The organism is Micrococcus flavus (assembly GCF_014204815.1).
Lineage (GTDB): Bacteria > Actinomycetota > Actinomycetes > Actinomycetales > Micrococcaceae > Micrococcus > Micrococcus flavus.
Window position 1 is genome coordinate 782,417 of record NZ_JACHMC010000001.1, and the last position, 25,705, is coordinate 808,121.

The 25,705-nt window shown below is 75.7% G+C and carries 25 protein-coding genes; 16 read left to right on the forward strand and 9 right to left on the reverse strand.

The window, feature by feature from the left end:
- Nucleotides 1-18 precede the first annotated feature (18 nt).
- Complete coding sequence (locus BJ976_RS03750) at nucleotides 19-267, reverse strand: WhiB family transcriptional regulator (protein WP_135029533.1); 249 nt, start codon at nucleotides 265-267, stop codon at nucleotides 19-21.
- 371 nt (nucleotides 268-638) lie between these two features.
- On the opposite strand from BJ976_RS03750, the gene BJ976_RS03755 reads away from it, so the two are divergent.
- Complete coding sequence (locus tag BJ976_RS03755; RefSeq protein WP_135029531.1) at nucleotides 639-1,076, forward strand: hypothetical protein; 438 nt, start codon at nucleotides 639-641, stop codon at nucleotides 1,074-1,076.
- 20 nt (nucleotides 1,077-1,096) lie between these two features.
- On the opposite strand, the gene BJ976_RS03760 is transcribed toward BJ976_RS03755, so the two are convergent.
- The gene (locus BJ976_RS03760) at nucleotides 1,097-1,465 is read right to left on the reverse strand and encodes a DUF1844 domain-containing protein (RefSeq protein WP_135029529.1); all 369 of its coding nucleotides are present in this window, start codon (nucleotides 1,463-1,465) and stop codon (nucleotides 1,097-1,099) included.
- Between the two features lie 254 nt (nucleotides 1,466-1,719).
- Between BJ976_RS03760 and infC the strand changes: the two genes are divergently transcribed.
- The 4 genes from infC (at nucleotide 1,720) to BJ976_RS03780 (ending at nucleotide 4,628) form a co-directional block, all read left to right on the forward strand.
- On the forward strand, nucleotides 1,720-2,787 hold the full coding sequence (gene infC / locus BJ976_RS03765; RefSeq protein ID WP_135029527.1) for a translation initiation factor IF-3: 1,068 nt from the start codon (nucleotides 1,720-1,722) through the stop codon (nucleotides 2,785-2,787).
- Nucleotides 2,788-2,910: 123 nt separating this feature from the next.
- Entirely contained in the window at nucleotides 2,911-3,105 is a 195-nt protein-coding gene (gene rpmI, locus BJ976_RS03770; protein ID WP_135029525.1) for a 50S ribosomal protein L35, read from the forward strand.
- Nucleotides 3,106-3,194: 89 nt separating this feature from the next.
- Nucleotides 3,195-3,581, forward strand: a complete 387-nt coding sequence (gene rplT, locus BJ976_RS03775) for a 50S ribosomal protein L20 (RefSeq protein WP_135029523.1) — start codon at nucleotides 3,195-3,197, stop codon at nucleotides 3,579-3,581.
- A gap of 141 nt (nucleotides 3,582-3,722) precedes the next feature.
- Nucleotides 3,723-4,628 carry a TrmH family RNA methyltransferase gene (locus BJ976_RS03780; protein ID WP_135029521.1) on the forward strand — a complete coding sequence of 302 codons (906 nt, stop codon included), beginning with the start codon at nucleotides 3,723-3,725 and terminating at the stop codon, nucleotides 4,626-4,628.
- A 112-nt stretch (nucleotides 4,629-4,740) separates the two neighbouring features.
- On the opposite strand, the gene BJ976_RS03785 is transcribed toward BJ976_RS03780, so the two are convergent.
- Together BJ976_RS03785 and BJ976_RS03790 are read right to left on the reverse strand one after the other, a co-directional pair.
- The gene (locus BJ976_RS03785) at nucleotides 4,741-5,010 is read right to left on the reverse strand and encodes a GlsB/YeaQ/YmgE family stress response membrane protein (RefSeq protein ID WP_135029519.1); all 270 of its coding nucleotides are present in this window, start codon (nucleotides 5,008-5,010) and stop codon (nucleotides 4,741-4,743) included.
- A 92-nt stretch (nucleotides 5,011-5,102) separates the two neighbouring features.
- The gene (locus BJ976_RS03790) at nucleotides 5,103-6,296 is read right to left on the reverse strand and encodes an MFS transporter (RefSeq protein ID WP_135029517.1); all 1,194 of its coding nucleotides are present in this window, start codon (nucleotides 6,294-6,296) and stop codon (nucleotides 5,103-5,105) included.
- A 93-nt stretch (nucleotides 6,297-6,389) separates the two neighbouring features.
- On the opposite strand from BJ976_RS03790, the gene BJ976_RS03795 reads away from it, so the two are divergent.
- Together BJ976_RS03795 and BJ976_RS03800 are read left to right on the forward strand one after the other, a co-directional pair.
- A complete protein-coding gene (locus tag BJ976_RS03795) occupies nucleotides 6,390-6,857 on the forward strand; it encodes a (deoxy)nucleoside triphosphate pyrophosphohydrolase (RefSeq protein WP_135029515.1) in 468 nt (155 codons plus the stop codon).
- Nucleotides 6,858-7,047: 190 nt separating this feature from the next.
- Nucleotides 7,048-7,695 (forward strand): pyroglutamyl-peptidase I, encoded by a 648-nt coding sequence (locus BJ976_RS03800; protein ID WP_135029513.1) that lies wholly within the window; start codon nucleotides 7,048-7,050, stop codon nucleotides 7,693-7,695.
- A 19-nt stretch (nucleotides 7,696-7,714) separates the two neighbouring features.
- Here the strand turns inward: BJ976_RS03800 and BJ976_RS03805 are convergent, their stop codons facing one another.
- Together BJ976_RS03805 and BJ976_RS03810 are read right to left on the reverse strand one after the other, a co-directional pair.
- Nucleotides 7,715-8,200, reverse strand: coding sequence for a hypothetical protein (locus tag BJ976_RS03805; RefSeq protein ID WP_308421568.1), 486 nt, complete (start codon nucleotides 8,198-8,200; stop codon nucleotides 7,715-7,717).
- Nucleotides 8,197-8,595, reverse strand: a complete 399-nt coding sequence (locus BJ976_RS03810) for a CHY zinc finger protein (protein ID WP_135029511.1) — start codon at nucleotides 8,593-8,595, stop codon at nucleotides 8,197-8,199. Before BJ976_RS03810 ends, BJ976_RS03805 begins: the two co-directional genes overlap by 4 nt.
- Before the next feature lie 140 nt (nucleotides 8,596-8,735).
- On the opposite strand from BJ976_RS03810, the gene pheS reads away from it, so the two are divergent.
- The 3 genes from pheS to BJ976_RS03825 are packed head-to-tail and all read left to right on the forward strand — an operon-like array spanning nucleotide 8,736 to nucleotide 13,067.
- Complete coding sequence (gene pheS, locus BJ976_RS03815; protein ID WP_135029508.1) at nucleotides 8,736-9,812, forward strand: phenylalanine--tRNA ligase subunit alpha; 1,077 nt, start codon at nucleotides 8,736-8,738, stop codon at nucleotides 9,810-9,812.
- A gap of 7 nt (nucleotides 9,813-9,819) precedes the next feature.
- The gene (gene pheT / locus BJ976_RS03820; RefSeq protein ID WP_135029506.1) at nucleotides 9,820-12,369 is read left to right on the forward strand and encodes a phenylalanine--tRNA ligase subunit beta; all 2,550 of its coding nucleotides are present in this window, start codon (nucleotides 9,820-9,822) and stop codon (nucleotides 12,367-12,369) included.
- A gap of 2 nt (nucleotides 12,370-12,371) precedes the next feature.
- Nucleotides 12,372-13,067: a 4'-phosphopantetheinyl transferase superfamily protein gene (locus tag BJ976_RS03825; protein WP_135029504.1), complete on the forward strand. Its 696-nt coding sequence runs from the start codon at nucleotides 12,372-12,374 to the stop codon at nucleotides 13,065-13,067.
- A gap of 20 nt (nucleotides 13,068-13,087) precedes the next feature.
- Here BJ976_RS03825 and BJ976_RS03830 read toward each other — a convergent pair whose 3' ends face one another.
- The 3 genes from BJ976_RS03830 to BJ976_RS03840 form a co-directional block, all read right to left on the reverse strand.
- On the reverse strand, nucleotides 13,088-14,434 hold the full coding sequence (locus tag BJ976_RS03830; RefSeq protein ID WP_135029502.1) for a M1 family metallopeptidase: 1,347 nt from the start codon (nucleotides 14,432-14,434) through the stop codon (nucleotides 13,088-13,090).
- On the reverse strand, nucleotides 14,431-18,507 hold the full coding sequence (locus BJ976_RS03835) for a Pls/PosA family non-ribosomal peptide synthetase (RefSeq protein ID WP_229667366.1): 4,077 nt from the start codon (nucleotides 18,505-18,507) through the stop codon (nucleotides 14,431-14,433). Before BJ976_RS03835 ends, BJ976_RS03830 begins: the two co-directional genes overlap by 4 nt.
- A gap of 115 nt (nucleotides 18,508-18,622) precedes the next feature.
- Nucleotides 18,623-19,618 carry a quinone oxidoreductase family protein gene (locus BJ976_RS03840; protein ID WP_135029500.1) on the reverse strand — a complete coding sequence of 332 codons (996 nt, stop codon included), beginning with the start codon at nucleotides 19,616-19,618 and terminating at the stop codon, nucleotides 18,623-18,625.
- A 93-nt stretch (nucleotides 19,619-19,711) separates the two neighbouring features.
- On the opposite strand from BJ976_RS03840, the gene argC reads away from it, so the two are divergent.
- From argC to argR, 6 genes are read left to right on the forward strand one after another with little or no spacing between them, the layout of a single operon-like run.
- Nucleotides 19,712-20,752, forward strand: coding sequence for an N-acetyl-gamma-glutamyl-phosphate reductase (gene argC, locus BJ976_RS03845; protein ID WP_135029498.1), 1,041 nt, complete (start codon nucleotides 19,712-19,714; stop codon nucleotides 20,750-20,752).
- Nucleotides 20,749-21,909: a bifunctional glutamate N-acetyltransferase/amino-acid acetyltransferase ArgJ gene (gene argJ, locus BJ976_RS03850; protein WP_135029496.1), complete on the forward strand. Its 1,161-nt coding sequence runs from the start codon at nucleotides 20,749-20,751 to the stop codon at nucleotides 21,907-21,909. Before argC ends, argJ begins: the two co-directional genes overlap by 4 nt.
- A gap of 11 nt (nucleotides 21,910-21,920) precedes the next feature.
- Nucleotides 21,921-22,931: an acetylglutamate kinase gene (gene argB / locus BJ976_RS03855; protein ID WP_135029494.1), complete on the forward strand. Its 1,011-nt coding sequence runs from the start codon at nucleotides 21,921-21,923 to the stop codon at nucleotides 22,929-22,931.
- Nucleotides 22,928-24,208, forward strand: a complete 1,281-nt coding sequence (locus BJ976_RS03860; protein WP_135029492.1) for an acetylornithine transaminase — start codon at nucleotides 22,928-22,930, stop codon at nucleotides 24,206-24,208. The genes argB and BJ976_RS03860 overlap by 4 nt, the downstream gene beginning before the upstream one ends.
- On the forward strand, nucleotides 24,205-25,179 hold the full coding sequence (gene argF / locus BJ976_RS03865; RefSeq protein ID WP_135029490.1) for an ornithine carbamoyltransferase: 975 nt from the start codon (nucleotides 24,205-24,207) through the stop codon (nucleotides 25,177-25,179). Before BJ976_RS03860 ends, argF begins: the two co-directional genes overlap by 4 nt.
- On the forward strand, nucleotides 25,179-25,667 hold the full coding sequence (gene argR / locus BJ976_RS03870) for an arginine repressor (protein ID WP_135029488.1): 489 nt from the start codon (nucleotides 25,179-25,181) through the stop codon (nucleotides 25,665-25,667). The genes argF and argR overlap by 1 nt, the downstream gene beginning before the upstream one ends.
- Nucleotides 25,668-25,705 lie beyond the last annotated feature (38 nt).

A 25,705-nucleotide genomic window follows, 5' to 3' on the forward strand; every position in this document is an offset into this window, starting at 1 on the left:
GCCGCGGCCGGGGCGCGGTCAGGAGGAGCGTCGGGCGCGCGCGGCGCGGCGCTTCATGGCGCGGCGCTCGTCCTCGCTCATGCCGCCCCACACCCCGGAGTCCTGGCCGGACTCCATGGCCCACTTGAGGCACGTGTCCATCACCTCGCACGTGCGGCACACGGCCTTGGCCTCCTCGATCTGGAGGAGGGCGGGGCCGGTGTTGCCGACCGGGAAGAACAGCTCGGGGTCCTTGTCGAGGCAGGCGGCCTTGCTGCGCCAGTCCATGGTGATGCTCGCTTCCTGTGTCTGCTGCGGGGCTCGGGGCCGCCGGATGCTGGTCGTCACGGCCGCGGCGGGCACGGGGCGCGCGACGCGCCGCCGTCCCGGGATGCGGACGACCGGGTCAAATGCGACGGGGACCGCATCGGTCGAGACGGTCCCCGCGAGAAACTGATCGGTAGTGATCCTCCCACGCGCTTGCACCGTGAACAAGGGATGAATGGATCACATCGTGTGCCCCTCACTGAGGCCTTCGTCACAGCCGGAGCGCGCCGGTCGGCCGCGTAGCGTGGGCCATCATGACCGCAGCGGCGGGTGACGGCGACGACCTCGTCCCGCCCCTCGACCGCACCCCCGCTCCGACCGGAAGGCCGCCCATGACCCCGTCGCCCGTCCGCCCCTCCGCCCCGGATCGTGACCGCCGTCCCCGACGCCGCACGCCCGCCGCCGTCCTGGTGGCGGCGGGCGCGCTCGCGCTCGAGTCGGCGGCCCTGCTCCTCCTCGCCGGGGACGCGGTCCTGCAGTTCGGCTCCGGCGGTCTTCCGCCCGCCGCCCGGCTCTTCCTGGTGGCGATCTACCTCATCCTCGCCGCCTGGGTCGGCGCCGCCGCGGCGGGGATGCTGCGGGGCCGGGGCTGGAGCCGGGGGGCGGCGGTGGCGGTCCAGCTGTTCGGCGCGGTCCTCGGGTGGTGGCTGGTGAGCATGGGCGCGGCGCCCCTGGGTGTGGGACTGCTGCTGGTCTCCTCGATCGGCCTGCTGGCGGTCTTCACGCGCTCGGCGTCCGCCCACCTGCGGCAGGAGGACGCCGAGCGCTGAGCCGGGGCGACGTCGTCGCGTCAGCTGACGGGCCCGGTGAACTTCTCGCCCGGGCCCTTGCCCGGGGCGTCCGGGAACGGGGAGGCCTCACGGAAGGCGAGCTGCAGGGAGCGCAGGCCGTCGCGCAGCGGTCCGGCGTGCTGGCTGCCGATCTCGGGGGCCGCGGCGGTGACGAGTCCGGCCAGGGCCGTGATCAGCTTGCGGGCCTCGTCGAGGTCCACGAGCTCGCGGGCGTCCGGGCCGTCGGCCAGGCCGACCTTCACGGCGGACGCGGTCATCAGGTGGACGGCGGTGGTGGTGATCACCTCGGCTGCGGGCACCTCGTGGATCTCGCGGATCTGGGCGGGTGCCTCGGCGGCCTCGTGCGCATGGCTGTTCTCTGCGGTCATGGTGGTAAGCTTCCCACAGACCCTCTCCGGTCGGCGCGTCGTCGTGCTGTCCGGAGGGAGAGAAAGTGGAGGCCTCCTCCCACCCGCGTCAGCAGCATGCCCGGCAGCCCCGGGCCGAGTTGCCGGGTCACCGCGTGAGCGGCGGTCGTCCGGTGTCCTCGGGACACCGGCACGGCCGGCGCCCATGGCGAAGGGTCCCGTCCCGGGACCGTTTCGAGGCCTCCCGACTGCGCGACGCAGGGGGGGCCTTCTTCATGGAGGCCGCTCCGGCCCGCGCGGGACCCCATCGTCCAGCAAACAGGAGTGGCACCATCAGCGATCCCCGCATCAACGAGCGTATTCGCGTTCCGGAGGTCCGACTCGTCGGCCCGAACGGCGAGCAGGTCGGCATCGTCCGCATCGAGGACGCCCTGCGCCTCGCCGGAGAGGCCGATCTGGACCTCGTGGAGGTGGCCCCCACGGCCAAGCCTCCGGTGTGCAAGCTCATGGACTTCGGCAAGTTCAAGTACGAGGCGGCCGTCAAGGCCCGTGAGTCGCGCAAGAAGCAGGTGAACACGGTCCTCAAGGAGGTCCGCTTCCGTCTGAAGATCGACTCGCACGACTACGAGACCAAGACCGGCCACGCCAAGAAGTTCCTGAGCCAGGGTGACAAGGTCAAGGCCATCATCCAGTTCCGCGGCCGCGAGCAGCAGCGTCCCGAGCTCGGCATCCGCCTGCTCGAGAAGTTCGCCGCAGACGTGGCGGAGCTCGGCACGGTCGAGTCCCAGCCGCGGCAGGACGGCCGCAACATGGTGATGGTCATCGGGCCGGTGCGCACCAAGGCCGACGCCCGCGAGGACCAGGTCAAGGACACCGCCCCCCAGCGCGAGCGCAAGGGCGGCGGCTCCCGCCGCGACCAGGCGGCGCGGGAGGCCAGGGCCGCCGCGGCGGCCAAGGCCGAGGCCAACGCCGCGCCCGTGAAGAACTCCGTGGGCGACGCCTTCCCGGAGCAGCTGCGGTCCTTCGCGGCCGAGCGCGCCGAGGAGGCCGGACGTCAGTCCGCTGCTCCGGCGGAGTCGGAGCGGACCCCCGAGGCGCCGCAGCAGGCGGCCCCGGCGGAGAAGAGGGCCGCGCCGGCTCCCCGCCAGGCGGCTCCGAAGGCCCCGGCCGCCCCGAAGACGCCCGCCCCCCAGGCCCCGGCCGCGAAGCCTGCCGTGGCCCCCGGGTCCGCGCCGAAGCCCGCGGCGGCTCCCAAGCCGACCCCAGTGCCGAAGCCGATGCCCGCCCCGCCCAAGCCGGCCACCCCCCGCAGGGGGGCGCCCAAGCCCGGCCAGCGCGGCTGAACAACCCCGGCGCGCACCGCGCGTCGCGTCCCAGACCGGCCCGCCCCGCACGGGGCGGGCGAGAACAGCACTGACCTGCGCCCGTCGGGCGCGGGCAGCTGACGACGAAGGAGAACGGCTGCCATGCCGAAGATGAAGACCCACAGCGGCGCCAAGAAGCGCTTCCGCGTGACCGGCTCCGGCAAGATCATGCGCCAGCAGGCCAACCGTCGCCACTACCTGGAGCACAAGTCCTCCCGCTTGACGCGCCGTCTGGCCGGGGACAAGGCCGTCTCCAAGGGCAGCATCAAGACGATCAAGCGGATGCTCGGCATCTGATCCCCTCCGGCCCGCAGGGCCGGTCCCGACCTTCCTCCCGCCGCGGCGCGCGCAGTGCCGGCGGGGACCTCACAGATTGGAGAACACACGTGGCACGTGTGAAGCGGGCGGTCAACGCCCACAAGAAGCGCCGGACGATCCTGGACCGCGCCTCGGGCTACCGCGGTCAGCGTTCGCGCCTGTACCGCAAGGCGAAGGAGCAGCTGCTCCACTCGTTCGTCTACAACTACCAGCACCGTCACAAGCGCAAGGGCGACTTCCGTCGCCTGTGGATCACCCGCATCAACGCGGCCGCCCGCGCCAACGGCATGACCTACAACCGCTTCATGCAGGGCCTGAAGCTGGCCGGCATCGAGGTGGACCGCCGCATGCTCGCCGAGATCGCCGTCTCCGACGCCGCGACCTTCACGGCGCTCGTGCAGACCGCCCGCAAGGCCCTGCCGGCGGACGTCAACGCCCCGGCCGCCTCGCGCTGAGCCGCAGGCCGCGCGTGAGCGCGCCGTGACCGCAGGGGCGGGCCCGCACGGGCCCGCCCCTTCGTCATGCCCGGTGCGACGCCGCAGCGTCACCGGGCCCTCGCCGCCCCACCTCATCGCCCCGACCCTGGGAGGACCGCCATGCCCCGCGAGACCCGTTCCCCTGCACCGTCCGACGTCATGGACAATCCCCGGGCCGAGCGTGTGCGCGCCGTCGCCGCCCTGGCGGGCCGGGCTGCCCGGCGTCGGTCCGGGACCTTCCTCGTGGAGGGCCCGCAGGGCTGCCGCGAGGCTCTTCGCGCCCATCTCGGGGAGGGGCCGGAGCGGGCCCGGCGGCAGTGGCGTCCCGGCCACGTCCTGACGCAGGTGTTCGTGGCCCCGGACCTGGCCCGGCGGAACCCGGAGCTGGGGGATCTCGTGGTCCGCGTCCACGGCCTCGAGGGAGAGGACCGGCTCCTTGTCCGCGAGGCCGTGGACGAGGTGCTGACGGCCATGACGGACGCGGTGACGGCCCAGGGGATCGTGGCGGTGGCGCGGATCCCCGAGCCGGTGCCGGCCGAGGAGCTCTGGCGGGACGTCCGGCTGGCCGCGGTGCTCTGCCGTGTCCAGGACCCCGGCAACGCGGGCACCGTCCTCCGGGCGGCGGACGCCGCCGGGGCGGACGCGGTGGTGCTCACGTCGGGGTCGGTGGATCCGTTCGGGCCGAAGGCGGTGCGCTCCACGGCGGGGTCCCTGTTCCACCTGCCCGTGCTGACCGGGGCGGAGGTCGGCCGCACCGCGGACGACGCGCGGGCGGCGGGACTGCAGGTCTGGGCGGCGGACGGCTACGGGACGGACCGCCTCGACCGACTGGCGGGGGACGTCGTCGGCGCCCCCACCGCCTGGCTCTTCGGCAACGAGGCCCAGGGCCTCGACGACACGGAGCTCGCCCTGGCGGACCGGCGCGTCGCGGTGCCGCTCTACGGGGCGGCGGAGTCCCTCAACGTGGCCACCGCCGCCACGGTGTGCCTCTACGCCTCGGCCATGGCCGCACCGCGACGGGGGTGACCCCGCACCCGACGGTGGGCGCACGCGAAAGGGGCGGGACATCGGGTGATCCGATGTCCCGCCCCTCTGGCGTGCGGGTGGCCCCTCAAAGAGCCGGGCGCTGATCAGTCGATCAGACGCGGGTGCCGCGGCGGCCGGCGATGGCCTGCCAGATGGCGGCCACGATGACGCCGCCGAGGATCGCGAAGATCCAGGTGGTCAGGGAGAAGAACTCCTGGTTGGGGTTGAAGCCCAGCAGCTGGCCGATCCAGCCGCCGAGGAGGGCGCCGAGGACGCCGGTGATGAGGGCGCCGAGCCAGCCGGAGCCCTGCTGGCCCGGGAGGATCAGACGGGCGATGGCACCGGCGATGAGGCCGAGGATGATCCAGGCGATGAAGCCCATGGTGGAGTTCCTTTCGAGTGATGACAGGGTCGTTACTTGAACTTACCGGCCGGGCCTGGAGGGTGACAAGGGGGTTCCACGGGTGACGTCCGTCATGCGCGGCGGAGGAGCGCGACGGACAGCAGGACGCCCAGACCGGCGATCCCGGCGCCGAGCAGCGGGGGCGCCTGCAGGGACGCGCCGGCCCCGATGGCCGCCGCGCCGACCCAGGCGCCCATGGCATTGGCCATGTTGAGGGCCGAGTGGTTGAGCGCGCCGGAGAGCTGGGGCGCGCCGGGCGCGGCGTCCACCAGCAGCACCTGCAGGGCGGGAGCGATCCCCGATCCCGCGAGCGCCACCACGAGCATGCAGGTCAGCAGGGCGGGCCACCACGGCGCGGTCAGGCCGACGCCCAGGAGCCCCGCGCCACTCACCGCGAAGCTCAGGCGCAGCGTGGTCACGGGATCGCGGTCCGTGAGCGCGCCGCCCACGAGCGTGCCGATCACCATGCCGGTGCCGTAGAGCGCGAGCACGGCGGGCACCCAGCGCGCCTCGAGACCGGCCACGTCCGTCAGCAGCGGGGCGATGTACGTGTAGAGGGCGAACATCCCGGCGAAGCCGATCACTCCGATGGACACGGTGGCCCACAGGCGTCCCGAGGCCAGGCCGCGCAGTTCGCGGGCCACGGAGGAGCCCTCGGGTGCGGGGACCCGGGGCACGAGCAGCACGGTGGCCACGATGCAGGCCAGGGCGCAGCCGGCGACGATCACGAACATCCACCGCCATCCGGCGGTCTGGCCCAGGGCGGTGGCCGCGGGCACGCCGAGCACGTTGGCCACGGACAGGCCGGCCATGACCCACGCGACCGCCTGGCCCCTCCGGGCCGGGCCGGCCAGGTGGGCGGCCGCCAGGGCGGCCGCGGAGAAGTACGCGCCGTGGGGCAGGCCGGAGACGAACCGGGCGGCCATCATCGTCCCCAGCGTCGGGGCGAGCAGGGAGCCGGCGTGCCCCACGAGGAACAGCACCATCAGCAGGATGCTGGAGGTCCGGCGGTCCATGCGGGCCAGACCCGCGGCGAGCACGGGGGCGCCGACCACCACGCCCAGGGCATACATGGAGATGAGGACGCCGCCGGCCTGCATGTCCACGCCGAGGTCCGCCACGGCCTCGGGCAGCAGGCCCATGATGGCGAACTCGGTGGTCCCGATCGCGAAGCTGCCGAGGGCCAGCGCGAGGATGGCCGGCAGCAGCCGCGCGTCGCGGCCGTCGGTCGACGGGGCGGCGCCGCCCAGGGGGGAGGCGGGCACGGGGCGGGGATTCCTGTGAGGACTCGGCTGGGGCACCGCCCCAGCCTACGGAGCGCGGCGGGCTGCTCCCGCGCCGCTGACTAGGCTGACGGCATGACCTCCGACACACCGGCCCCCCGTGCGCCCCGCCTCGTGGTGGGCGTCGCGCTCCTGGACGCCCCGGCCGGGCCGACGTCGCTGCTGACGGCTCGACGGTCCGCCCCCGCGGCCCTGGCCGGGCTGTGGGAGTTCCCCGGCGGGAAGGTGGAGCCGGGGGAGGAGCCGCGCGACGCGCTGATCCGCGAGGTGCGTGAGGAGCTCGGCGTGGCGGTGCGTCTGGGCGCCGAGGTGACCGCCGCGGACCCCGAGGGGTGGGTGCTGGCCAACGGCGCCCGGATGCGCGTGTTCTTCGGGGCACTGGAAGACCCGGATGCCGAGCCGCGACCGCTCCAGGACCACGACCTCCTGGCGTGGACGGCGCTCACCCCCGAGGACCTGCATGCCCTGCGGTGGATCCCGGCCGACCGGCCGATCGTGGACGCCCTCCTCGCCTTCTTGGCGACGGGACGCACCGGCCTCTGAGCGGGACGGTGTCCCGCGGGGCCGGGGGCGGCGGCGGACGGGCGGGCCGACCGGCGTGCCGGACCCCGTCTGCGCGACTCCGCCCCCGGCCGCGGGTTCTGCGCTTCCCATCGCAGGGCTCCATTAGAACATGTGTTCGAACCGTCGGCAATCGCCGCGGCCACCGTGTCGTCGTGCCTACCCTGGCCCCATGACCGCATCCGCGCACGTGCTGCTCACGGGGTTCGAGCCCTTCGGCGGCGACCCCCACAATCCGTCGATCGTCGCCGCCCGCGACGCCGCCGTCCTGCTGGCGCGGCAGGGGGTGAAGGCCCGCGCCGTGGAGCTGCCGTGCACCTTCGCAGGGTCCGGGCCGGCCCTGCGCGCGGCCCTCGAGCAGGTGCGGCCGGAGGTGGTCGTCGCCGTCGGGCTCGCAGGCGGGACGGAGCGGGTGCGCCTCGAGCGCGTGGCGGTCAACCTGCAGGACGCCCGCATCCCGGACAACGCCGGAGCCCAGCCCGTGGACCGGCCCGTGCGCGCCGACGGGCCGGCGGCCCACGTCGCCACCCTGCCGGTCAAGCGGGCCCTCGCCCGGGCGCGGGCGGCCGGGGTGCCGGCCGAGCTGTCCCTGTCCGCCGGGACGTTCGTGTGCAACCACGTCATGTACGCGCTCCTGGACGCGCCCGGCGCCGCCCGCCGCGCCGGGTTCGTGCACGTCCCGTGGGACGAGGCGCACCGGCCGGACCCCGCGACGCCGTCGCTCCCGGCCGAGGCCCTCGCGCGGGCCGTGGCGGAGACGGCGCTCGCCGCCCTCGAGGACGGCCCCGACCTCGCCGTGCCCGGCGGCGCGCTCCACTGACGCTCGACCGGCGGGTCCGTCACGTGGCCCCGCCCGCGCCCCGGGCGGCCTGGGCCGCGTCCCGGCGGTCACCGAGGGCGGCCCGCACGCGGCCCCGGCCGGGGCCGCGGCGCACGGCCCGCTGCACGTAGCCGCCGCGCACCAGCCCGGCCCCGCGCTCGAAGGGGTTGCGGGACGCGGGATCGCCGGTGCGCCACGTGGACCACGCGGCCGCCAGCCCGTACAGCGGCAGGAACGGCAGGCCCAGGCACAGGGCGTACTGCGCGGCGTGCGCGCCCTCGTGCCGCCACAGCTCCTCGGTCACCTCGGGCCCCGGCCGGGTGAACACCACGTCGCCCACCGTGAACGCGGCCCCGCCCGGGAACGCATGCCGCCACCCCTCGGCCCGCATCAGCCCATGGGGACCGGGGCGCAGGGGGCACCCCGCGACGACGGCGCCCGCCACCCCCAGCGGCGTGGACAGGTTCACGAGGTTCCACAGGCCCCGCGCCCGCGCGGCGCTCACCGGGCGCCGTCCGAGGCGAAGTAGAGGTGGTCGTGCCGGGAGCATCCGGGGTTGAACCCGGTGCCGCACCGCGGGCACGCGGGTCGGTCCTCGGCCATGGCGGCCCGGTACTCGCGCACGGTCAGCTCCGCCCGGCAGGCGCCGCACAGCACGTGCGGGGTGTCGAAACCCGCCCGCGGCACGGGGACCGCGGGGTGGCCCGCGAGCGCGTCGTGGCAGTCGCGGCACGCCCAGTAGTGCTCGCAGCAGGCGAGCCGGAGGGCGACGACGTCGAGCGCGGTGTGCCAGTGGGCGCACCGGGTCTGCGGGTCCAGGTCGACGCCGCGCACGCGCAGACCGTCGGCGGCCGCGGCGCCCGACGGCCGAGGCGGGGGAGCGGAGGAGGGGGCCGTCATGCCGCACAGCCTACGGATCCGGCGTCCACGCCGGACACTAGACTGGCCCGCAGGCCGCCGCACGTGCGGGTGAGCGCGCGCCGCGCGTCGCCCCGGTGCCGGCGGCGCCCGACGTCCCCCACCGTGAAGGTCGTTGACCCATGACATCCAGCCCCGAGTCGGGCGCGTCCGTGGACGCGCCGCAGATCTCCCCCGTGGACGCCGCCGCCGTGGACGCGGCCGTGGAGGCCGCGCTCGCCGCGTTCGCCGCCGCCGCGGACCTCGACGAGCTCAAGGCCGCGCGCCTGGCGCACACCGGCGACCGCGCCCCGCTGACGCTGGCGAACAAGTCCATCGGCACCCTGCCGAAGGACCAGAAGGCCACCGCCGGCAAGACCATGGGCGCCGCCCGCGGCCGCATCACCCAGGCCCTCGCCGCCCGCACCGAGGTCCTCGAGGCCGAGCACGCCGAGCGCATGCTCCGCGAGGAGGCCGTGGACGTCACGGCGGCCGCCACGCGTCGCCTGACCGGCGCCCGCCACCCGCTGTCCCTGTTGCAGGAGCGCGTCTCGGACATCTTCGTGGGCATGGGCTGGGAGATCGTCGAGGGCCCCGAGCTGGAGCACGACTGGTTCAACTTCAACGCCCTGAACTTCCCGCCGGACCACCCGGCGCGGGAGATGCAGGACACCTTCTTCGTGGAGCCCCGCGAGTCCAACCTCCTGCTGCGCACCCACACCTCGCCCGTGCAGGTGCGCTCCATGCTCGAGCGCGGCGCCCCGGTGTACGTGCTCTGCCCGGGCCGCACCTTCCGCACGGACGAGCTGGACGCCACCCACACCCCGGTGTTCCACCAGTTCGAGGGCCTGGCCGTGGACCGAGGCCTCACCATGGCGGACCTGCGGGGCACCCTCGAGTCCTTCGCCCGGCAGATGTTCGGCCCCGAGGCGCGCATCCGCCTGCGTCCGAACTTCTTCCCGTTCACCGAGCCCTCGGCCGAGATGGACGTGTGGCAGCCCCAGGCCAAGGGCGGCCCGCAGTGGATCGAGTGGGGCGGCTGCGGCATGGTCCACCCGAACGTGCTGCGCTCGGCCGGCATCGACCCGGAGGAGTACTCCGGCTTCGCGTTCGGCATGGGCATCGAGCGCACGCTCATGTTCCGCAACGACGTCCCGGACATGCGGGACATGATCGAAGGCGACGTCCGCTTCTCCCAGCACTTCGGAATGGAGCTCTGATCTTCCCGTGCGTATCCCGCTTGACTGGCTGCGCGAGTTCGCGCAGGTCCCGGCCGACGCCACCGCCGAGGACGTCCTCGCCGACCTCGTGACGGTCGGCTTCGAGGAGGAGGACGTGCACCGTCCCGCGGACGGGCTCACGGGCCCGCTCGTCGTCGGCCAGGTGCTGTCCAAGGAGCCCGAGCCGCAGAAGAACGGCAAGACCATCAACTGGTGCCAGGTCCGCGTGGTGCCCGAGGGCGCCGAGCAGACGCTCACGGGCGAGGGCGTGGAGCCCTCCGGCGTGCAGGGCATCGTCTGCGGCGCGCAGAACTTCGAGGCCGGGGACAAGGTGGTCGTGTGCCTGCCCGGCGCCGTGCTGCCGGGCGACTTCCGGATCTCCCCGCGCAAGACCTACGGCCACGTGTCGGCCGGCATGATGGCCTCGATGCGCGAGCTCGGCCTCGGCGACGACCACGAGGGCATCATCGTGCTCTCCGACCTCGGCCTGGACGCGGAGGTCGGCACGGACGTGTTCGACCTCTTCGGGCTGCGCGAGCAGGCCGCCGAGGTCAACGTCACCCCGGACCGCTCGTACGGGTTCAGCATCCGCGGCATGGCCCGGGAGTACTCCCACGCCACCGGCACCGCGTTCACCGACCCGGCTGCCGGCGTCACCCCGCCCGCCGCGGACGACGCCGGCCCGTCCGTCACGCTCGCGGACGAGGCCCCGATCTACGGGACTGACGGGTGCGACAGGTTCGTGGCACGCGTGGTGGAGGGCGTGGACCCGGCCGCGGCCACGCCGCCGTGGATGGCCGCGCGCCTGCGCCTGGCCGGCATCCGTCCGCACTCCCTGGCCGTGGACGTCTCCAACTACGTGATGTGGGAGCTCGGCCAGCCGCTGCACTTCTACGATGCGGACCGCCTGACCGGCGGGATCACGGTGCGCCGCGCCGCCGCGGGGGAGACCCTGCGCACCCTGGACGACAAGGAGCGCACCCTCGACCCCGAGGACCTCGTGATCGCGGACGAGTCCGGCGCGATCGGGCTGGCCGGCGTCATGGGCGGCGCCGCCACCGAGGTCTCCGAGACCACCACGCGCGTGCTGATCGAGTCCGCGCACTTCGCCCCGGTGTCGATCGCCCGGACCCGGCGCCGCCACCGCCTGCCCTCCGAGGCCTCCAAGCGCAACGAGCGCGGCGTGGACTGGGAGATCGCGGACGAGGCCGCCGAGCGCGCCGTGCAGCTGCTCACCGAGCTGGCCGGTGGCACCGCCGCCGCGGGCGTCACCGACGTCGGCCGGCGACCCGAGCCGGTCGTCGTCGAGCTGGACCCGGAGTACCCCTCCCGGCGCATCGGCGTGGACTACCCGCGGGAGCGCGTCGTCGAGCTGCTCGAGATGCTCGGCGCGCAGGTCGAGGACGCCGGGGACGTGCTGCGGGTGACCGCGCCGTCGTGGCGGCACGACCTGCGCGTGCCGGAGGACCTCGTGGAGGAGGTCGCCCGCCTGGACGGCTTCGACCGCATCCCCTCGACCCTCCCCGTCGCCCCGCCCGGCCGCGGTCTGACCCGGGCGCAGGCCCAGCGCCGCCGCGTGGCGGACGTGCTGGCCGGCGGCGGCCTGACCGAGGTGCTGACCTACCCGTTCGTGTCCGAGGCCCAGAACCGGCTGTTCGGCTCCGCCACGGAGGCCGAGGGCGCGGCCCAGCGCATGGTGCGCCTGGCCAACCCCATCTCCTCCGAGTTCGGCTGGCTGCGGACCTCGCTGCTGCCGAACCTGCTGGAGGCCGTGCGGCGCAACGCCGCCCGCGGCTTCAAGGACGTGGCCCTGTACGAGGTCGGCGCCGTGTTCCTGCCGGGCGAGTCCCTCGGCTCGCCCTCGAACGAGCCGGTGGGCGTGCAGCCCTCGGCGGAGACCCTGGCCGCGCTGGACGCCGGCATCCCGGACCAGCCGCGCCACGTGGCCGGCGCCTTCGCCGGGCACGAGGCCGCCCCGGGCGCCGGGTTCGCCCCGCGCGCCTTCGACTGGCAGGACCCGATCGACGCGGCGCTCGCGGTCGGTCGCGCCGTGGGCGTGGAGCTCACGGTGTCCCAGGGCGCGCATCAGGCGTTCCACCCGGGCCGCACCGCGCAGCTGTCCCTGCTGGACGGCACCGCGGTGGGCGTGGCCGGCGAGCTGCTGCCCGCGTGGCTGGAGGACGCGGACATGCCCGCGCGCACGGGCGCCTTCGAGCTCGACCTCGACGCCGTGGTGGCCGCCTCGGCCGAGCGCGTGGTGGCCCGGCCGCTGTCCACGTACCCGGCCTCCACCCAGGACGTCGCGCTCGTGGTGGCGTCGGACGTGGTGGCCGGCGACGTCCGCGCCACCCTGGCCGAGGGCGCCGGGGACCTGCTCGAGGACGTCGCCCTGTTCGACGTCTACGAGGGGACCGGCGTGCCGGAGGGCCACAAGTCCCTCGCGTTCACGCTCCGCTTCCGCGCGCCGGACCGCACGCTCACCGCGGACGAGGCCTCCGAGGCCCGCTCGGCCGCCACCGCGCTCGCGGCCGAGCGCCACGGCGCGGTCCAGCGCTGAGCATGACCGCCCGCCCCGCGGCCGCCCTGCCGGGCGTGTGGGGCCTGACGACGGCCGTCCCCGCCTCTGCGGGGGCGGCCGTCGCCGTGTCCGGGGCCGGGAGCCCGGCGCGGCCGGACGACGCCGCCCTCCGGGAGCGGGTCCGGGCGGCCCTGTCCGCGGTGTGGGGCGAGGACCCCGGACCCCTCGGGCTGGCGCGGCGGTGCCCGGCGTGCGGCTCCGGGGAGCACGGCGCCCCGCGGCTCACCGGCCTGCCCGCGGGGCGGCGGGTCCTGGTGTCCCTGTCCGGTGTGGCCGACGACGACGGCGCGCCCCTGCGGGTGGCCGCCTGGTGGACGCCGGGCCCCGCCCCGGCGCCGCCGGGCTCGGGCCTCGGCCTCGACCTCGAGCGCATCGACGCCCCCGCCCTCGCCGCCCCGGACGGCCTGGGAGGGGTCGGCTTCTCCACCGCCGAGCGGACGTGGCTCGCCGGCCTCGCACCGGCCGACCGGCCCGCCGCGCGGGCGCGGCTGTGGACCCGCAAGGAGGCCCTGGTCAAGGCCGCGGGGACGGGCTTCACGGGCGATCCGGCGGACGTGCCGGCGCTCTCGCCGGGGCCGGGGGACGCCGTCGTCGACCTGGGTCAGGAGCTCCTCCGGGCCGCGGGGCTGCCGCCGGCCGTGCGCGGGGCGCTCGCCCTGCGCGTCCCGACCCGCTGAGCCCGGCCGGCGCTCCGTGCTCAGCCCGGGAAGGCGGGCAGCTCGGGGCGGAGGGTCCAGGCGTCGAGGACGGCGTCGAGGTCGCCGACCGGGACCCCGGCACGGGGCGCCCAGCCGTGGAGGTGGGCGCGCAGGCCCGTGGAGTCCACGGTGGCGAACGCGTGGCGGGCCACCCAGTCGCGCACCGCCTCGCCGAAGGCGGCGTCGCCCAGCAGCCGCCGCAGGGCCACCACGGTGAGGGCGCCGCGCTTGTACACGCGGTCGTCGAACATGTCCTCGGGCCCGGGGTCTGCGAGGACGAGGTCCTCCGGCTGCGCCTGCAGCCCCTGCCAGGCCCGCCGCGCCATGGACGTCACGGAGGACCGGCCGGTGGCCTCGGCCCACAGCCATTCGGAGTAGCAGGCGAAGCCCTCGTGCAGCCACAGGTCGGACCAGCGGCCCAGCGTGACGGCGTTGCCGAACCACTGGTGGGCCATCTCGTGGGCGATCAGCCGCTCCGACTCCCACGAGCCGTCCAGGTGGTTGGTGCCGAACAGGGAGAGCCCGGCCGCCTCGAGCGGGATCTCCAGGACCTCGTCCGCCACCACGGCCGCGTAGTCCTCGAACGGGTACGGCCCGTAGGCCGCCACGAACGTCTGCATCATGCGTCCCTGGGCGGCCATCGCCTGCTCGGCCCGCGCCTGGTGGCGGGGGGAGACCACGAGCCGCAGCGGCGGCACCCCCGGGGCGCCCGCGCTGCCCGGGGCGGTCACCTGGCGGTAGCGGCCGATCTGCACCGTCAGCAGGTAGGCGGGCACGGGGCGGTCCAGCACCCAGCGCCACGTCTCGCGCGAGCCCCGCGTGCGGACGCGGGTGCCGCGCCCGTTGGCCAGCGGGAGGTAGCCGGCGTCGGTGGTGAGGGTGATGTCCGCCGTCTGGCGCACGGCGGGGGAGTCGATGCACGGCACCCACGTGGACGCCCCGTGCGGCTGGCCGGCCACCAGCACCCCGTCCGTCAGCTCCTCCCAGCCGATCGTCCCCCACGGACTGCGCCGCGGGACCGGGTGGCCCGAGTAGCGCAGGGTCAGCTCCACCGCGGTGCCCGCCGGCAGGAATTCCCCGAGGGCCACCACCACCCGGTGCGGCCGGGGCCGCGGGCGGGTGGCCCGCACGCGCAGGGCGCGCCCGTCGACGGCGGCGCGGGCCTCGTCCACGGTCAGGCGGTGCAGGTCGAGCTCGACCTCGGCCGCCTGGCGCAGCAGGCGCAGGTGCAGGACCGCCGTGCCGGCCACGCGGTTCGCCGCCAGCCGCACGTCGAGGTCCACCCGCAGGTGCTCCACGGTCGCGGCATCGGTGCCGATGCCGGGCAGGTAGGGGTCGGTGCTCATCGCTCGGCTCCTTCGGTGGTGGGGTGGGGGGCGGAGGCGGGGGAGGGCCGCGTGTCCTCGGCGGCGGGCGGGGCCGCCGTGGAGCCGGTTCCCACGGGACGCGCGCCGGGCGTCCGGCCGGGGCGGCGCCACGGGGAGACGGGGTTGCCCAGCCACCACGTGCCGCCGGGCAGGTGCTCGCCGCGCATCACCAGCGAGCCGGCGCCCACGGTGGTGCCCGCGCCGAGGCGCGCGGCGGGCAGGACCACGGAGTTCGGACCCAGCGTGGCGCCGGCCTCGAGCACCACCTCGTCCAGGGCCATGACGCGGTCGTGGAACAGATGGGTCTGGACCACGCAGCCGCGGTTCACGGTGGCGCCGTCGCCCAGGGTCACGAGGTCCGCCTCCGGCAGCCAGTAGGACTCCACCCACGCCCCGCGGCCGATCCGCGCGCCCATGGCGCGCAGGAACCACACGAGGGCGGGCGTGCCGGCGGCGGCGCGGGAGAACCACGGGGCCGCCAGGAACTCGGTGAAGGTGTCCGCCACCTCGTTGCGCCAGATGAAGGAGGACCACAGGGGGTGCTCACCCGTGCGGATGCGGCCCACGAAGAGGCGCTTGGCCGCCACCGTGATCAGCGCCGCCACCGCGCCCGCGAGCAGCAGCACGGCGCCGCCGAGCAGCGCGGCCAGCCACCACGAGCCCAGGGCCGCGAGCCCGGTGAGGGCGCCGCCGACGGCGATGGTGAGGGCGACGTGCAGCCACACCGGGATCGCGCGCAGCGCCTCCCAGGCCGAGCGGGCGGCCTTGAGGCGGGCCGGCGGGGCATAGGTGAGAGAGGCGTCGGCGTCGACCTCGGTGCGGCGCAGGCGCACGGGTGGGGAGCCCATCCACGAACTGCCCCTCTGGGTCTTGGCCGGGGTGGTGGACAGCACGGCCACGAGCGAGTCGCGGCGCAGCGTGCGGCCGCCGGGCACCATGCCGGAGTTGCCGACGAACGACCGCTTGCCCACCTTGGCGGGCGCCACGTGCATCCAGCCGCCCTCGAGCGTGTAGGAGGAGATCATCGTGTCGTCCGCGAGGAACGCGCCGTCGCCCACCTGCGTCATGGTGGGCAGCAGCACCACCGTGGAGGCCTCGACGTCCCGGCCGATCCGCGCCCCGAGCAGGCGCAGCCAGGTGGGGGTCAGCCGGGAGGCGTAGATCGGGAAGAGCTGGTCCCGGGCGGTGTCGAGGACCCGTTCGATCGCCCAGATCTGCCACCCCACGCGCGAGCGCACGGGGTGCCGGCCGGCGGTGACGCCGAGGGAGAGCAGCCGCACCGCCGCGAGCACGAGCAGCAGCTGCGCCGCGAACCAGACGGCGGCGATCAGCGGGCTGGCCGCCAGGAGGCGGCCGGTGAGGGTCCCGACGGCCGCCGACGCGGACGTCCCGCCCGTCACCGGCGGCCACCACGTCAGCGACCACAGCCCCACGCCGCCGGCGGCCGCGGCGGCGACCAGGGGCAGGAGGGCCAGGACCGTCGACGCCAGGGCGGAGAGCACGCTCCACCCCGGGCTCCGGGGCGGGGCGGCCTCGATGGCCCGGTCCCGGCGGACCTTCCCGGTCCTGGCGGCGGGGGAGCCGCCGTGCCGCTGTCCGCCGCGCAGCCGCCCGACCACGGTGGAGCCGGCCTCCACGTGGGCACCCGCGCCCACCCGGGCGCCCGGCAGCAGTGTCGAGCGGGAACCCACCACGGCGCCCGCGCCGATGCGGATCCGGCCGATGCGCACGACGTCGCCGTCCACCCAGTAGCCGGAGAGGTCCACCTCGGGCTCGATCGAGGCGCCCTCGCCGACCGAGAGCAGCCCGGTCACCGGCGGGATCGTGTGCAGGTCCACGTCGCGGCCGATCTCGTTGCCGAGCAGGCGCGCGTACGCGGTGATCCACCCGGCCCCCGCGAGCGAATAGGGATCCACGAGGTCGGTGACCTGCTGGGCCAGCCACAGGCGCAGGTGCACGCGTCCGCCGCGCGGATGCACGCCGGGGCCCACGCCTCGCAGGAGCAGGCGGGCGGCCAGCGCGGCCAGGAGCATGCGCCCGGGGGCGGCGACCACGAGGAGACCGACCACCAGCAGGGCCCACCAGGACACCGTGGGCAGGCCGGGGATGAGCCCGGCCGACGCGATCAGGTTCACCGCCACGCCGGTCCACACCCCCAGCCGCAGCGCCGGCAGCACGAACACGGGCAGGCCGACCAGGGTCTGCGTCCACTGCGTCCGGCGGCGCGTGGAGGTCACCTCCCGCTCGTGCACCTCGAGGCGGGGGCTCCCGTCGTCGTCGTCCCCGAGGACGGCGGCCACGAGGCCGTCGGCGGTGGGGTGGCGGTACACGTCCTGGACGGTCACGGCGGGGTGGCGTCCGCGCAGGCGGGCCACGAGCTGGGCCGCGGCGAGGGAACCGCCTCCGGCGGAGAAGAAGTCGGTCCCGCCGGAGGCCGGGGCGGAGCCGAGCACGGCGGCCCACTGGGCCAGGATCCAGCCGTCCGGGGTCGACTCGTCGGGGGCGTCGGCCTCGTCCGCCGCGGTGCCTGGCAGGGGCCACGGCAGGGCGTGGCGGTCCACCTTGCCCGAGGTCTTGGTCGGCAGCGTGTCCACGAGGGCCAGTCGCGGGACGATCGCCGCGGGCAGCTCCTCGGTCAGCCGGTCGTGGGCGGCGTCCAGGTCGAAGTCCTCGAGGGGGCCGGTGGGCTTGAGGTAGCCGATCAGGAGCTGGTTGCCGGCCGGGGTGGTCCGCACCGCCGCGGCGCCGCCCTGCACGCCGGGCAGGTTCTGCAGGGCGGTGTCCACCTCGCCGAGCTCGATGCGCCGGCCGCCGACCTTCACCTGGTCGTCCGCCCGGCCGAGGAACACGAGCCCCGCGGGGTCGTGCACCACGAGGTCCCCGGAGCGGTAGGCGCGGTCCCAGCCCAGCGTGGGCATCGGGGCGTACTTCTCGGCGTCCTTCGCCGGGTCGAGGTAGCGGGCGAGCCCGACGCCGCCGATGATCAGCTCGCCGCTCTCCCCGGCCGCCACGGGCACACCCGTCGCGGGGTCGACGACGGCCAGGTCCCAGCCGTCCAGGGGCAGGCCGATGCGCACGGGGCCCTCCCCGGTCAGCGGGGCGGCGCACGCCACCACGGTGGCCTCCGTGGGGCCGTAGGTGTTCCACACCTCCCGCCCGGGCACGGCCAGGCGTGCCGCGAGCTCCGGGGGGCACGCCTCCCCGCCGAAGATCAGCAGGCGCACGTTGTCCAGGGCCTCCGTGGGCCACATGGCGGCCAGGGTGGGCACGGTGGAGACCGCGGAGATGCGCCGCTCGGCAAGCCACGGACCCAGGTCCATCCCGGAGCGCACGAGGGCGCGGGGGGCGGGCACGAGGCACGCGCCGTGCCGCCAGGCGAGCCACATCTCCTCGCACGAGGCGTCGAAGGCGACCGAGAGGCCGGCGAGGACGCGGTCGCCGGGCCCGAGCGGGTCCTCGGCGAGGAAGAGCCGCGCCTCGGCGTCCACGAACGCCGCGGCGGAGCGGTGGAAGACGGCCACGCCCTTGGGGGTGCCGGTCGAGCCGGAGGTGAAGATGATCCAGGCGTCGTCGTCCAGGCGGGGCGGCCGGGCCTCGGAGGGGCCGTCGTCGCCGCCCGTCGTCCCCGGCCCTCCGTCGGCGGCCGTCGGCGCCGCCAGGCGCCGCTCGCCCGTCAGGACACCGGCCACGCGGGCCTCGCCGAACACCAGGCGGGCGCGCTCGTCGGGGTCGTCCGCGTCCACGGGGACGTAGGCGGCCCCCACGGCCAGCACGGCGAGGATCGAGACGTAGAGGCCGGCCGTCCCCGAGGCGATCCGCACGCCGACGCGGTCGCCCGCGCCGATGCCGTGGTCGGCGAGGAAGCGGGCGGAGGCGAGGACGCGCTCCTGCAGGTCGGCGTAGGTCATCGACGCGGTGCCGTCGTCGAGGGCCGGCGCGTCCGGGTGGGCCCGGACGGTGGCCTCGAGGACGTCGATGAGGGTGCGCGGCGCGGGCGTGCGGTCGGATCCGGGGAGCTGGGGCGGATGGACGGGGGACGTCGGTGCGGTCACGGGACCTCCTCGGACGGATGGGCGAGGGGCGGGCGGAGGACGGGCACGCAGGTGTCGAGCCGGTCCAGTCTAGTTCACCTGCTGTTCACCTTGGCTCCCGCGACACCGCACGGGGTCAGTCCAGGGTGAGGAGCACCTTGCCCGTGGTGGCCCGGGACTCCAGCGCCGCGTGGGCCCGGGCGGCCTCGGCGAGCGGGATCCGCGCGCCGATGCGCACGTCGAGCCGGCCGTCCGCCCACGCGCCGAACAGCTCCCCGCCCCGCCAGCGGGTCTCCTCGGCGGTGCGCGTGTAGTGCGCGAGCGAGGGCCGGGTCACGAACAGGGCACCCCCGGAGTTCAGCCGCTGGAGGTCCAACGGCGGCACCTGGCCGGACGCGCCGCCGAAGAGCACCAGCATGCCGCGCACCCGCAGCACGGCCAGGGAGTCCTCGAAGGTGTCCTTGCCGACGCCGTCGAACACCGCGTGCGCGCCCGCCCCGTCCGTGGCCTCGGCCACGGCATCCCGCAGGTGGGCGTAGTCGACCGACGCCGCGGCGCCCGCCGCGCGGGACAGCTCCCGCTTGGCCTCCGTCGAGGCCGTCGTGATCACCCGCGCGCCGCGCGCGGCCGCCAGCTGGGTGAGGAGCAGGCCGACGCCGCCCGCGCCGGCGGTGACCACCACCGTCTGGCCCTCCTCCACGGGGAAGGTCGAGCGGCAGAGGTAGTGGGCGGTCATGCCCTGCAGCGGCAGGGCGGCCGCGTCCGCGAGGTCCACCGCCTCCGGCACCGCCAGCAGCCCGTCCACGGGGGCGAGGAAATGCTCGGCGTACGTGGCGCGCCCGGCCGCCGTCGCCACCCGCGTGCCGCGCAGGGAGGCGTCCACGCCGTCCCCGACCTCGACGACGGTGCCCGCGCCCTCCGTGCCGGGGGTGAACGGGCGCTCCACGTCGTACACGCCGGAGCGCTGGTACGTCTCGATGAAGTTGAGCCCCGCCGCAGCGGTCCGCACGAGGACCTCCCCGGGCCCCGGGCGGGGGACCTCCGCCTCCGTCCAGCGCAGGACCTCGGGGCCGCCCGTGGTCTCGGCGACGACGGCGTGATGGGTGCGGGGTGTCGGTGCGGGGGAGCTCATGCGTGCACTCTACGAGGCGGGGCCGGGCGCCGCGGGCGGCCCTCGTGTGCATACATATTCCGAGAACGGAATACATGGGCTAGGCTGGCCGGCATGACACACACCGTCGCCGTCTCCGGGGCCACCGGCTACGCCGGGGGAGAGGCCCTGCGCCTGCTCGCCGGCCATCCCGACGTCTCCGTCGGGGCCGTCACGGCCCATGCGAACGCCGGCGAGCGCCTCGGGGCGCTGCAGCCGCACCTGCACGCGCTCGCGGACCGGGTCCTGCAGGACACCACCGCGGACGTGCTCGCCGGGCACGACGTCGTGATCCTCGCCCTGCCCCACGGGGCCTCCGGCGCGCTCGCGGCCCAGATCGCCGAGCGCTCGCCCGAGACCCTCGTGATCGACGCCGGGGCGGACCACCGCCTCGAGTCCGCGGAGGCGTGGGAGCGCTTCTACGGATCGGAGCACGCCGGCACGTGGCCGTACGGCCTGCCCGAGCTGCCGGGCCAGCGCGAGCGCCTGGCCGGCACGCGGCGCATCGCCGTCCCCGGCTGCTACCCCACCACCTCGATCCTCGCTCTGGCCCCCGGCTTCGCGGCCGGGCTGCTGGAGCCGCAGGACGTGGTGATCGTCGCGGCCTCGGGCACCTCCGGCGCCGGCAAGGCCGCCAAGCCCCACCTGCTCGGCTCCGAGGTCATGGGCGGCATGAGCCCCTACGGCGTGGGCGGCGGCCACCGCCACACCCCCGAGATCGAGCAGGGGCTCTCCCAGACCGCGGGGGAGCGGGTGCAGATCAGCTTCACCCCGACCCTGGCCCCCATGGCCCGCGGCATCCTCGCCACGGCGACGGCGCGGCTGCGGCCCGGCGCGGACCCGGCGGCGGTGCGCGGCGCCTGGGAGCGGGCGTACGCGGACGAGCGGTTCGTCCACCTCCTGCCCGAGGGGCAGTGGCCGGCGACGAAGTCCGTCCTGGGCTCCAACCACGTGCAGATGCAGCTGGCCGTGGACGAGCGGGCCGGCCGCGTGATCGTCACCGCGGCCCTCGACAACCTCACCAAGGGCACCGCCGGAGGCGCCGTGCAGTCCATGAACATCGCCCTGGGCCTGCCGGAGCAGGCGGGGCTCGAGCAGCAGGGGGTCGCACCGTGAGCGTCACCGCAGCCCAGGGATTCCGCGCCGCCGGCGTCACCGCCGGCCTCAAGGCCTCCGGCACGCCGGACGTGGCCGTCGTCGTCAACGACGGCCCGCGCCGGGCGGCCGCCGCCGTCTTCACCGCCAACCGCGTGGCCGCCGCCCCTGTGCTGTGGTCGCGCCAGGCCGTCTCGGACGGCCGCGCGGACGCGGTGGTGCTCAACTCCGGCGGCGCGAACGCCGCCACCGGCGCCCCCGGCTTCCAGGACGCGCACGCGACCGCGGAGCACGCGGCCGAGGCCCTCGGCGTCTCCCCCGGGGACGTGCTCGTGTGCTCCACGGGGCTGATCGGCGAGCGCCTCGACCGCGAGCGGCTCTTCGCGGGCGTCGCCGCGGCGGCGGGCGCCCTGTCCGCGGACGGCGGCGAGGACGCCGCCGTGGCCATCAAGACCACGGACACCGTGGCCAAGACCGCCCAGGCCCGCGGCGAGGGCTTCACCGTGGGCGGCATGGCCAAGGGCGCGGGCATGCTCGCCCCCGGCATGGCCACCATGCTCTGCGTGATCACCACGGACGCGGACATGCCCGCGCCGGTCCTGCAGGAGGCCCTCGCCGAGGCCGTGCGCACCACCTTCAACCGGGTGGACTCGGACGGCTGCATGTCCACCAACGACACGGTGATCCTGCTGGCCTCGGGCGCCGCCGGCGTCGCCCCGGACCCCGAGGCCTTCGCCGCGACCCTGCACGAGGTGTGCGCGGACCTGTCCCGCCAGCTCGTCGCGGACGCCGAGGGTGCCGCGCACGACGTCGCCGTGCGCGTGCACGGGGCGCAGACGGAGGACTCCGCCGAGGCCGTGGCCCGGGCCGTCACCCGCTCCAACCTGTTCAAGGCCGCGATCTTCGGCCAGGACCCCAACTGGGGCCGCGTCATCGCCGCCGTCGGCACCGTCCCCGAGGAGGTCGCCGCCTTCGATCCCTATGCGCTGGACGTCTCCTTCAACGGCGTCCAGGTGTGCCGCGCCTCCGGCGTGGGGGAGGACCGCGCCCTCGTGGACCTGTCCGCGCGGGAGGTGCTCGTGGAGGTGGACCTGCACGCCGGCGACGCCGAGGCGACCGTCTGGACGAACGACCTGACGCACGACTACGTGCACGAGAACTCCGCCTACTCCACATGAGGACCGCCCCCATGAGCCAGTCATCGAGCCGTCAGCCCGACCCCGTCACGACGGCCGCCGCACCCGTCCTCTCCGCCGCCGACCGGCTCGACCGTGCCGAGTCCAAGGCCGAGGTCCTCATCGAGGCGCTGCCGTGGATCCAGCGCTTCGCCGGCTCGGTCATGGTGATCAAGTACGGCGGCAACGCGATGGTCTCGGACGAGCTGCGCCGGGCCTTCGCCGAGGACGTCGTCTTCCTGCACCACGTGGGCGTGCACCCCGTGGTGGTGCACGGCGGCGGCCCGCAGATCAACGCGATGCTGGACCGGCTCGGCATCGAGTCCGAGTTCCGCGGCGGGCTGCGCGTCACCACCGAGGAGGCCATGGACGTGGTCCGCATGGTCCTCACCGGCCAGGTGGGCCGCGAGCTCGTGGGCCTCGTGAACTCCCACGGCCCCTACGCCGTCGGATTCTCCGGCGAGGACGCGGGCCTGCTGCGCGCCCGCCGCACCGGTGCCGTGGTGGACGGGCAGGAGGTGGACCTCGGGCTGGTCGGCGAGGTCACCGGCGTGGACCCGACCGCGATCCTCGACGTGGTCCGCTCCGGGCGCATCCCCGTGGTCTCCTCGGTGGCACCGGAGATCGACGAGCACGGCGAGCCCACGGGCCAGGTGCTCAACGTCAACGCGGACACCGCGGCCGCCGCGCTCGCCTCCGCCCTCGGCGCCGCCAAGCTCGTGCTCCTCACGGACGTGGAGGGCCTCTACGCGGACTGGCCGGACCGCGAGTCGCTCATCAGCTCGCTGACGGCGGGCCAGCTGCGGGCGCTGCTGCCCTCCCTGGCCTCCGGGATGATCCCCAAGATGGCCGCCTGCCTGGCCGCCGTGGACGCCGGCGTGCAGCGCGCCCACGTGGTGGACGGGCGCCGCCCCCACTCGATGCTGCTGGAGGTCTTCACCTCGGCCGGCGTCGGCACCCAGGTGGTGCCCGACGCCGACACGGCCGGCCGCCCCGCCCCCACGACCGTGCAGGAGGACGCATGAGCACCACCCAGGACGCGCTGCTGACGCGCTACGCGGACTCCCTGACCGGGGTGTTCGGCCGTCCCGCCCGCGTGCTGGTGCGCGGGGAGGGCGTGCACGTGTGGGACGCCGACGGGCGCCGCTACACGGACCTGCTCGCCGGAATCGCCGTGAACTCCCTCGGGCACGCCCACCCGGCGGTGGTGCGCGCCGTGAGGGAGCAGATCGCCGGCCTCGGGCACGTGTCCAACCTGTTCACGTCCGAGCCCCAGATCCGGCTCGCCGAGGAGCTGCTCGCCGTCGCCGACGCCCCCGCCGGCTCCACCGTGTTCTTCGCGAACTCGGGCACGGAGGCCAACGAGGCCGCGTTCAAGCTCGCGCGGCGCCACGGCGGGCAGGACCCGTCCGGCAGCCGCACCCGCGTCATCGCCCTCGAGCGGGCCTTCCACGGGCGCACCATGGGCGCGCTCGCCCTCACCCACAAGAAGGCCTACCGGGCGCCCTTCGAGCCGCTGCCCGGGGGCGTCGAGCACGTGCCCGGCGGCGACGTCGACGCCCTGCGGGCCGCCCTCGCCCCGGACGCCTCCGGCGCCACCGTGGCCGCCGTGGTCCTCGAGCCCGTACAGGGCGAGGCCGGCGTGCACGGCTGGCCCGTCGGCTACCTGGCCCAGGTCCGCGCCCTCACCCGCGAGGCCGGGGCCCTCATGATCCTGGACGAGGTCCAGTCCGGCATGGGCCGCACCGGCACCTGGTTCGGCTTCCAGAACCCCTCCGTGACCGGCTCGGATGACCCCGTGCTGCCGGACGCCTTCACCCTGGCCAAGGGCCTGGGCGGCGGCGTGCCGATCGGCGCCCTGGTGTGCGTCGGCCCCGAGGTGTCCGGTCTGCTTTCGGCGGGCCAGCACGGCACCACCTTCGGCGGCAACCCGCTGGCCACCGCCGCGGGGCTGGCCGTCCTGGAGACGATCCGCTCCGAGGGCCTGCTCGAGCACGTGCGGGCCGCCGGCGAGCGCGCCGCGAAGCTGCTGGCCGACCTGCCCGAGGTGGCCGCCGTGCGCGCCCACGGGCTATGGATCGGCGTGGACCTCGCCGCGCCGCGCGGCCCCGTGCCCGATGGCGGACTGGCGCCCGCCGTCGTCGCCGCGGGCCTCGAGGCGGGCTGGATCCTCAACGCCACGGGCCCGGACACCCTGCGCCTGGCCCCGCCTCTCATCATCGCGGCCGAGGATCTGGAGCGGTTCGTCGAGCTGCTGCCCGCCCTCGTGGCCGCCGCCACCACCGAAGGAGACCCCTCGTGACCCCCGCCCCGACCCCCGCCCCCGCCGCCGTGCGCCACTTCCTCGTGGACACGGACCTCACCCCGGGGGAGCAGACCGAGGTCCTGGACCTGGCCGCGCAGATGAAGACCGACCGGTTCGCGCACCGGCCGCTGGCCGGCCCCCGCACGGGCGTGGTGTTCTTCGACAAGACCTCCACGCGCACGCGCGTCTCGTTCGCGGCCGGCATCGCCGAGCTCGGCGGCAGCCCCCTGATCGTGAACCCGGGGGAGTCGCAGCTGGGCCACAAGGAGTCCGTGGCGGACACCGCCCGCGTGCTCGAGCGCATGGTCGGGATCATCGTGTGGCGCACGTTCGCCCAGTCCGGCCTCGAGGAGATGGCCGCCCACTCCCGCGTGCCGGTCGTCAACGCCCTGAGCGACGACTACCACCCGTGCCAGATCCTCGCCGACCTGCTCACCGTCCGCGAGCACCTGGGCGGCACGCAGGGCCGCGTGCTGGCCTACCTCGGGGACGCCGCGAACAACATGGCCCACTCCTACCTGCTGGGCTGCGCCACGGCGGGCATGCACGTGCGCATCGCCGGGCCCGCCGGGCACCTGCCGGCCGAGCACGTGGTGGCGGCGGCGCGGGAGCGGGCCGCCGAGACCGGCGGCTCGGTCCTGGTGACCACGGACGCGGCGGAGGCGCTGGACGGCGCCGACGTCGTCGTGACGGACACGTGGGTCTCCATGGGCCAGGAGGACGAGAAGGAGGCGCGCCTGGCCCTGTTCCGGGACTACCAGGTGGACGCGGCCGCCATGGCCCGCGCGGGGAGCGACGCGATCTTCCTGCACTGCCTGCCTGCGTACCGCGGCTACGAGGTGAGCGCGGAGGTGATCGACGGCCCGCAGTCCGTGGTGTTCGACGAGGCCGAGAACCGCCTGCACGCCCAGAAGGCGCTGATGGCCTGGCTGCTCTACCGCTCCGGCCTCGCCGAGGATCCGCGCTGATGGCGGTCCCCACCACCAAGACGGCCCGGCAGGCGGCCATCCGGGAGATCCTGGCCACGCGCGGCATCCGGTCCCAGGCCGAGCTCTCGGACGCCCTGGGCGACCGCGGGCTCTCCGTCACGCAGGGCACGCTCTCGCGCGACCTCGTGGACCTCGGCGCCGTGCGGACGCGCGGGCCCGGGGGGATGGTCTACGCGCTGCCCGCCGAGGGCGACGACGGCGCCCTGCCCGGCCGCGGCTCCGACGCCCAGCTCAGCCGGCTGTCCAGCATGGCCCGGGAGCTGCTGATATCCGCCGAGCCCACGGAGAACCTCGTGGTGCTGCACACCCCGCCCGGGGCCGCGCAGTTCCTCGCCAGTGTCATCGACCAGGCGCGCGTGGAGAACGTCATGGGCACCATCGCGGGCGACGACACCATCCTCCTCATCGCCGCCGGCAGCGCGCACGCCCCGGGCGTGGCCGCCCACCTGCTGGCGCTCACCGGCTGACCCGGCCGCCGGCCGACAGGCGGGTCCACACGCTCCCC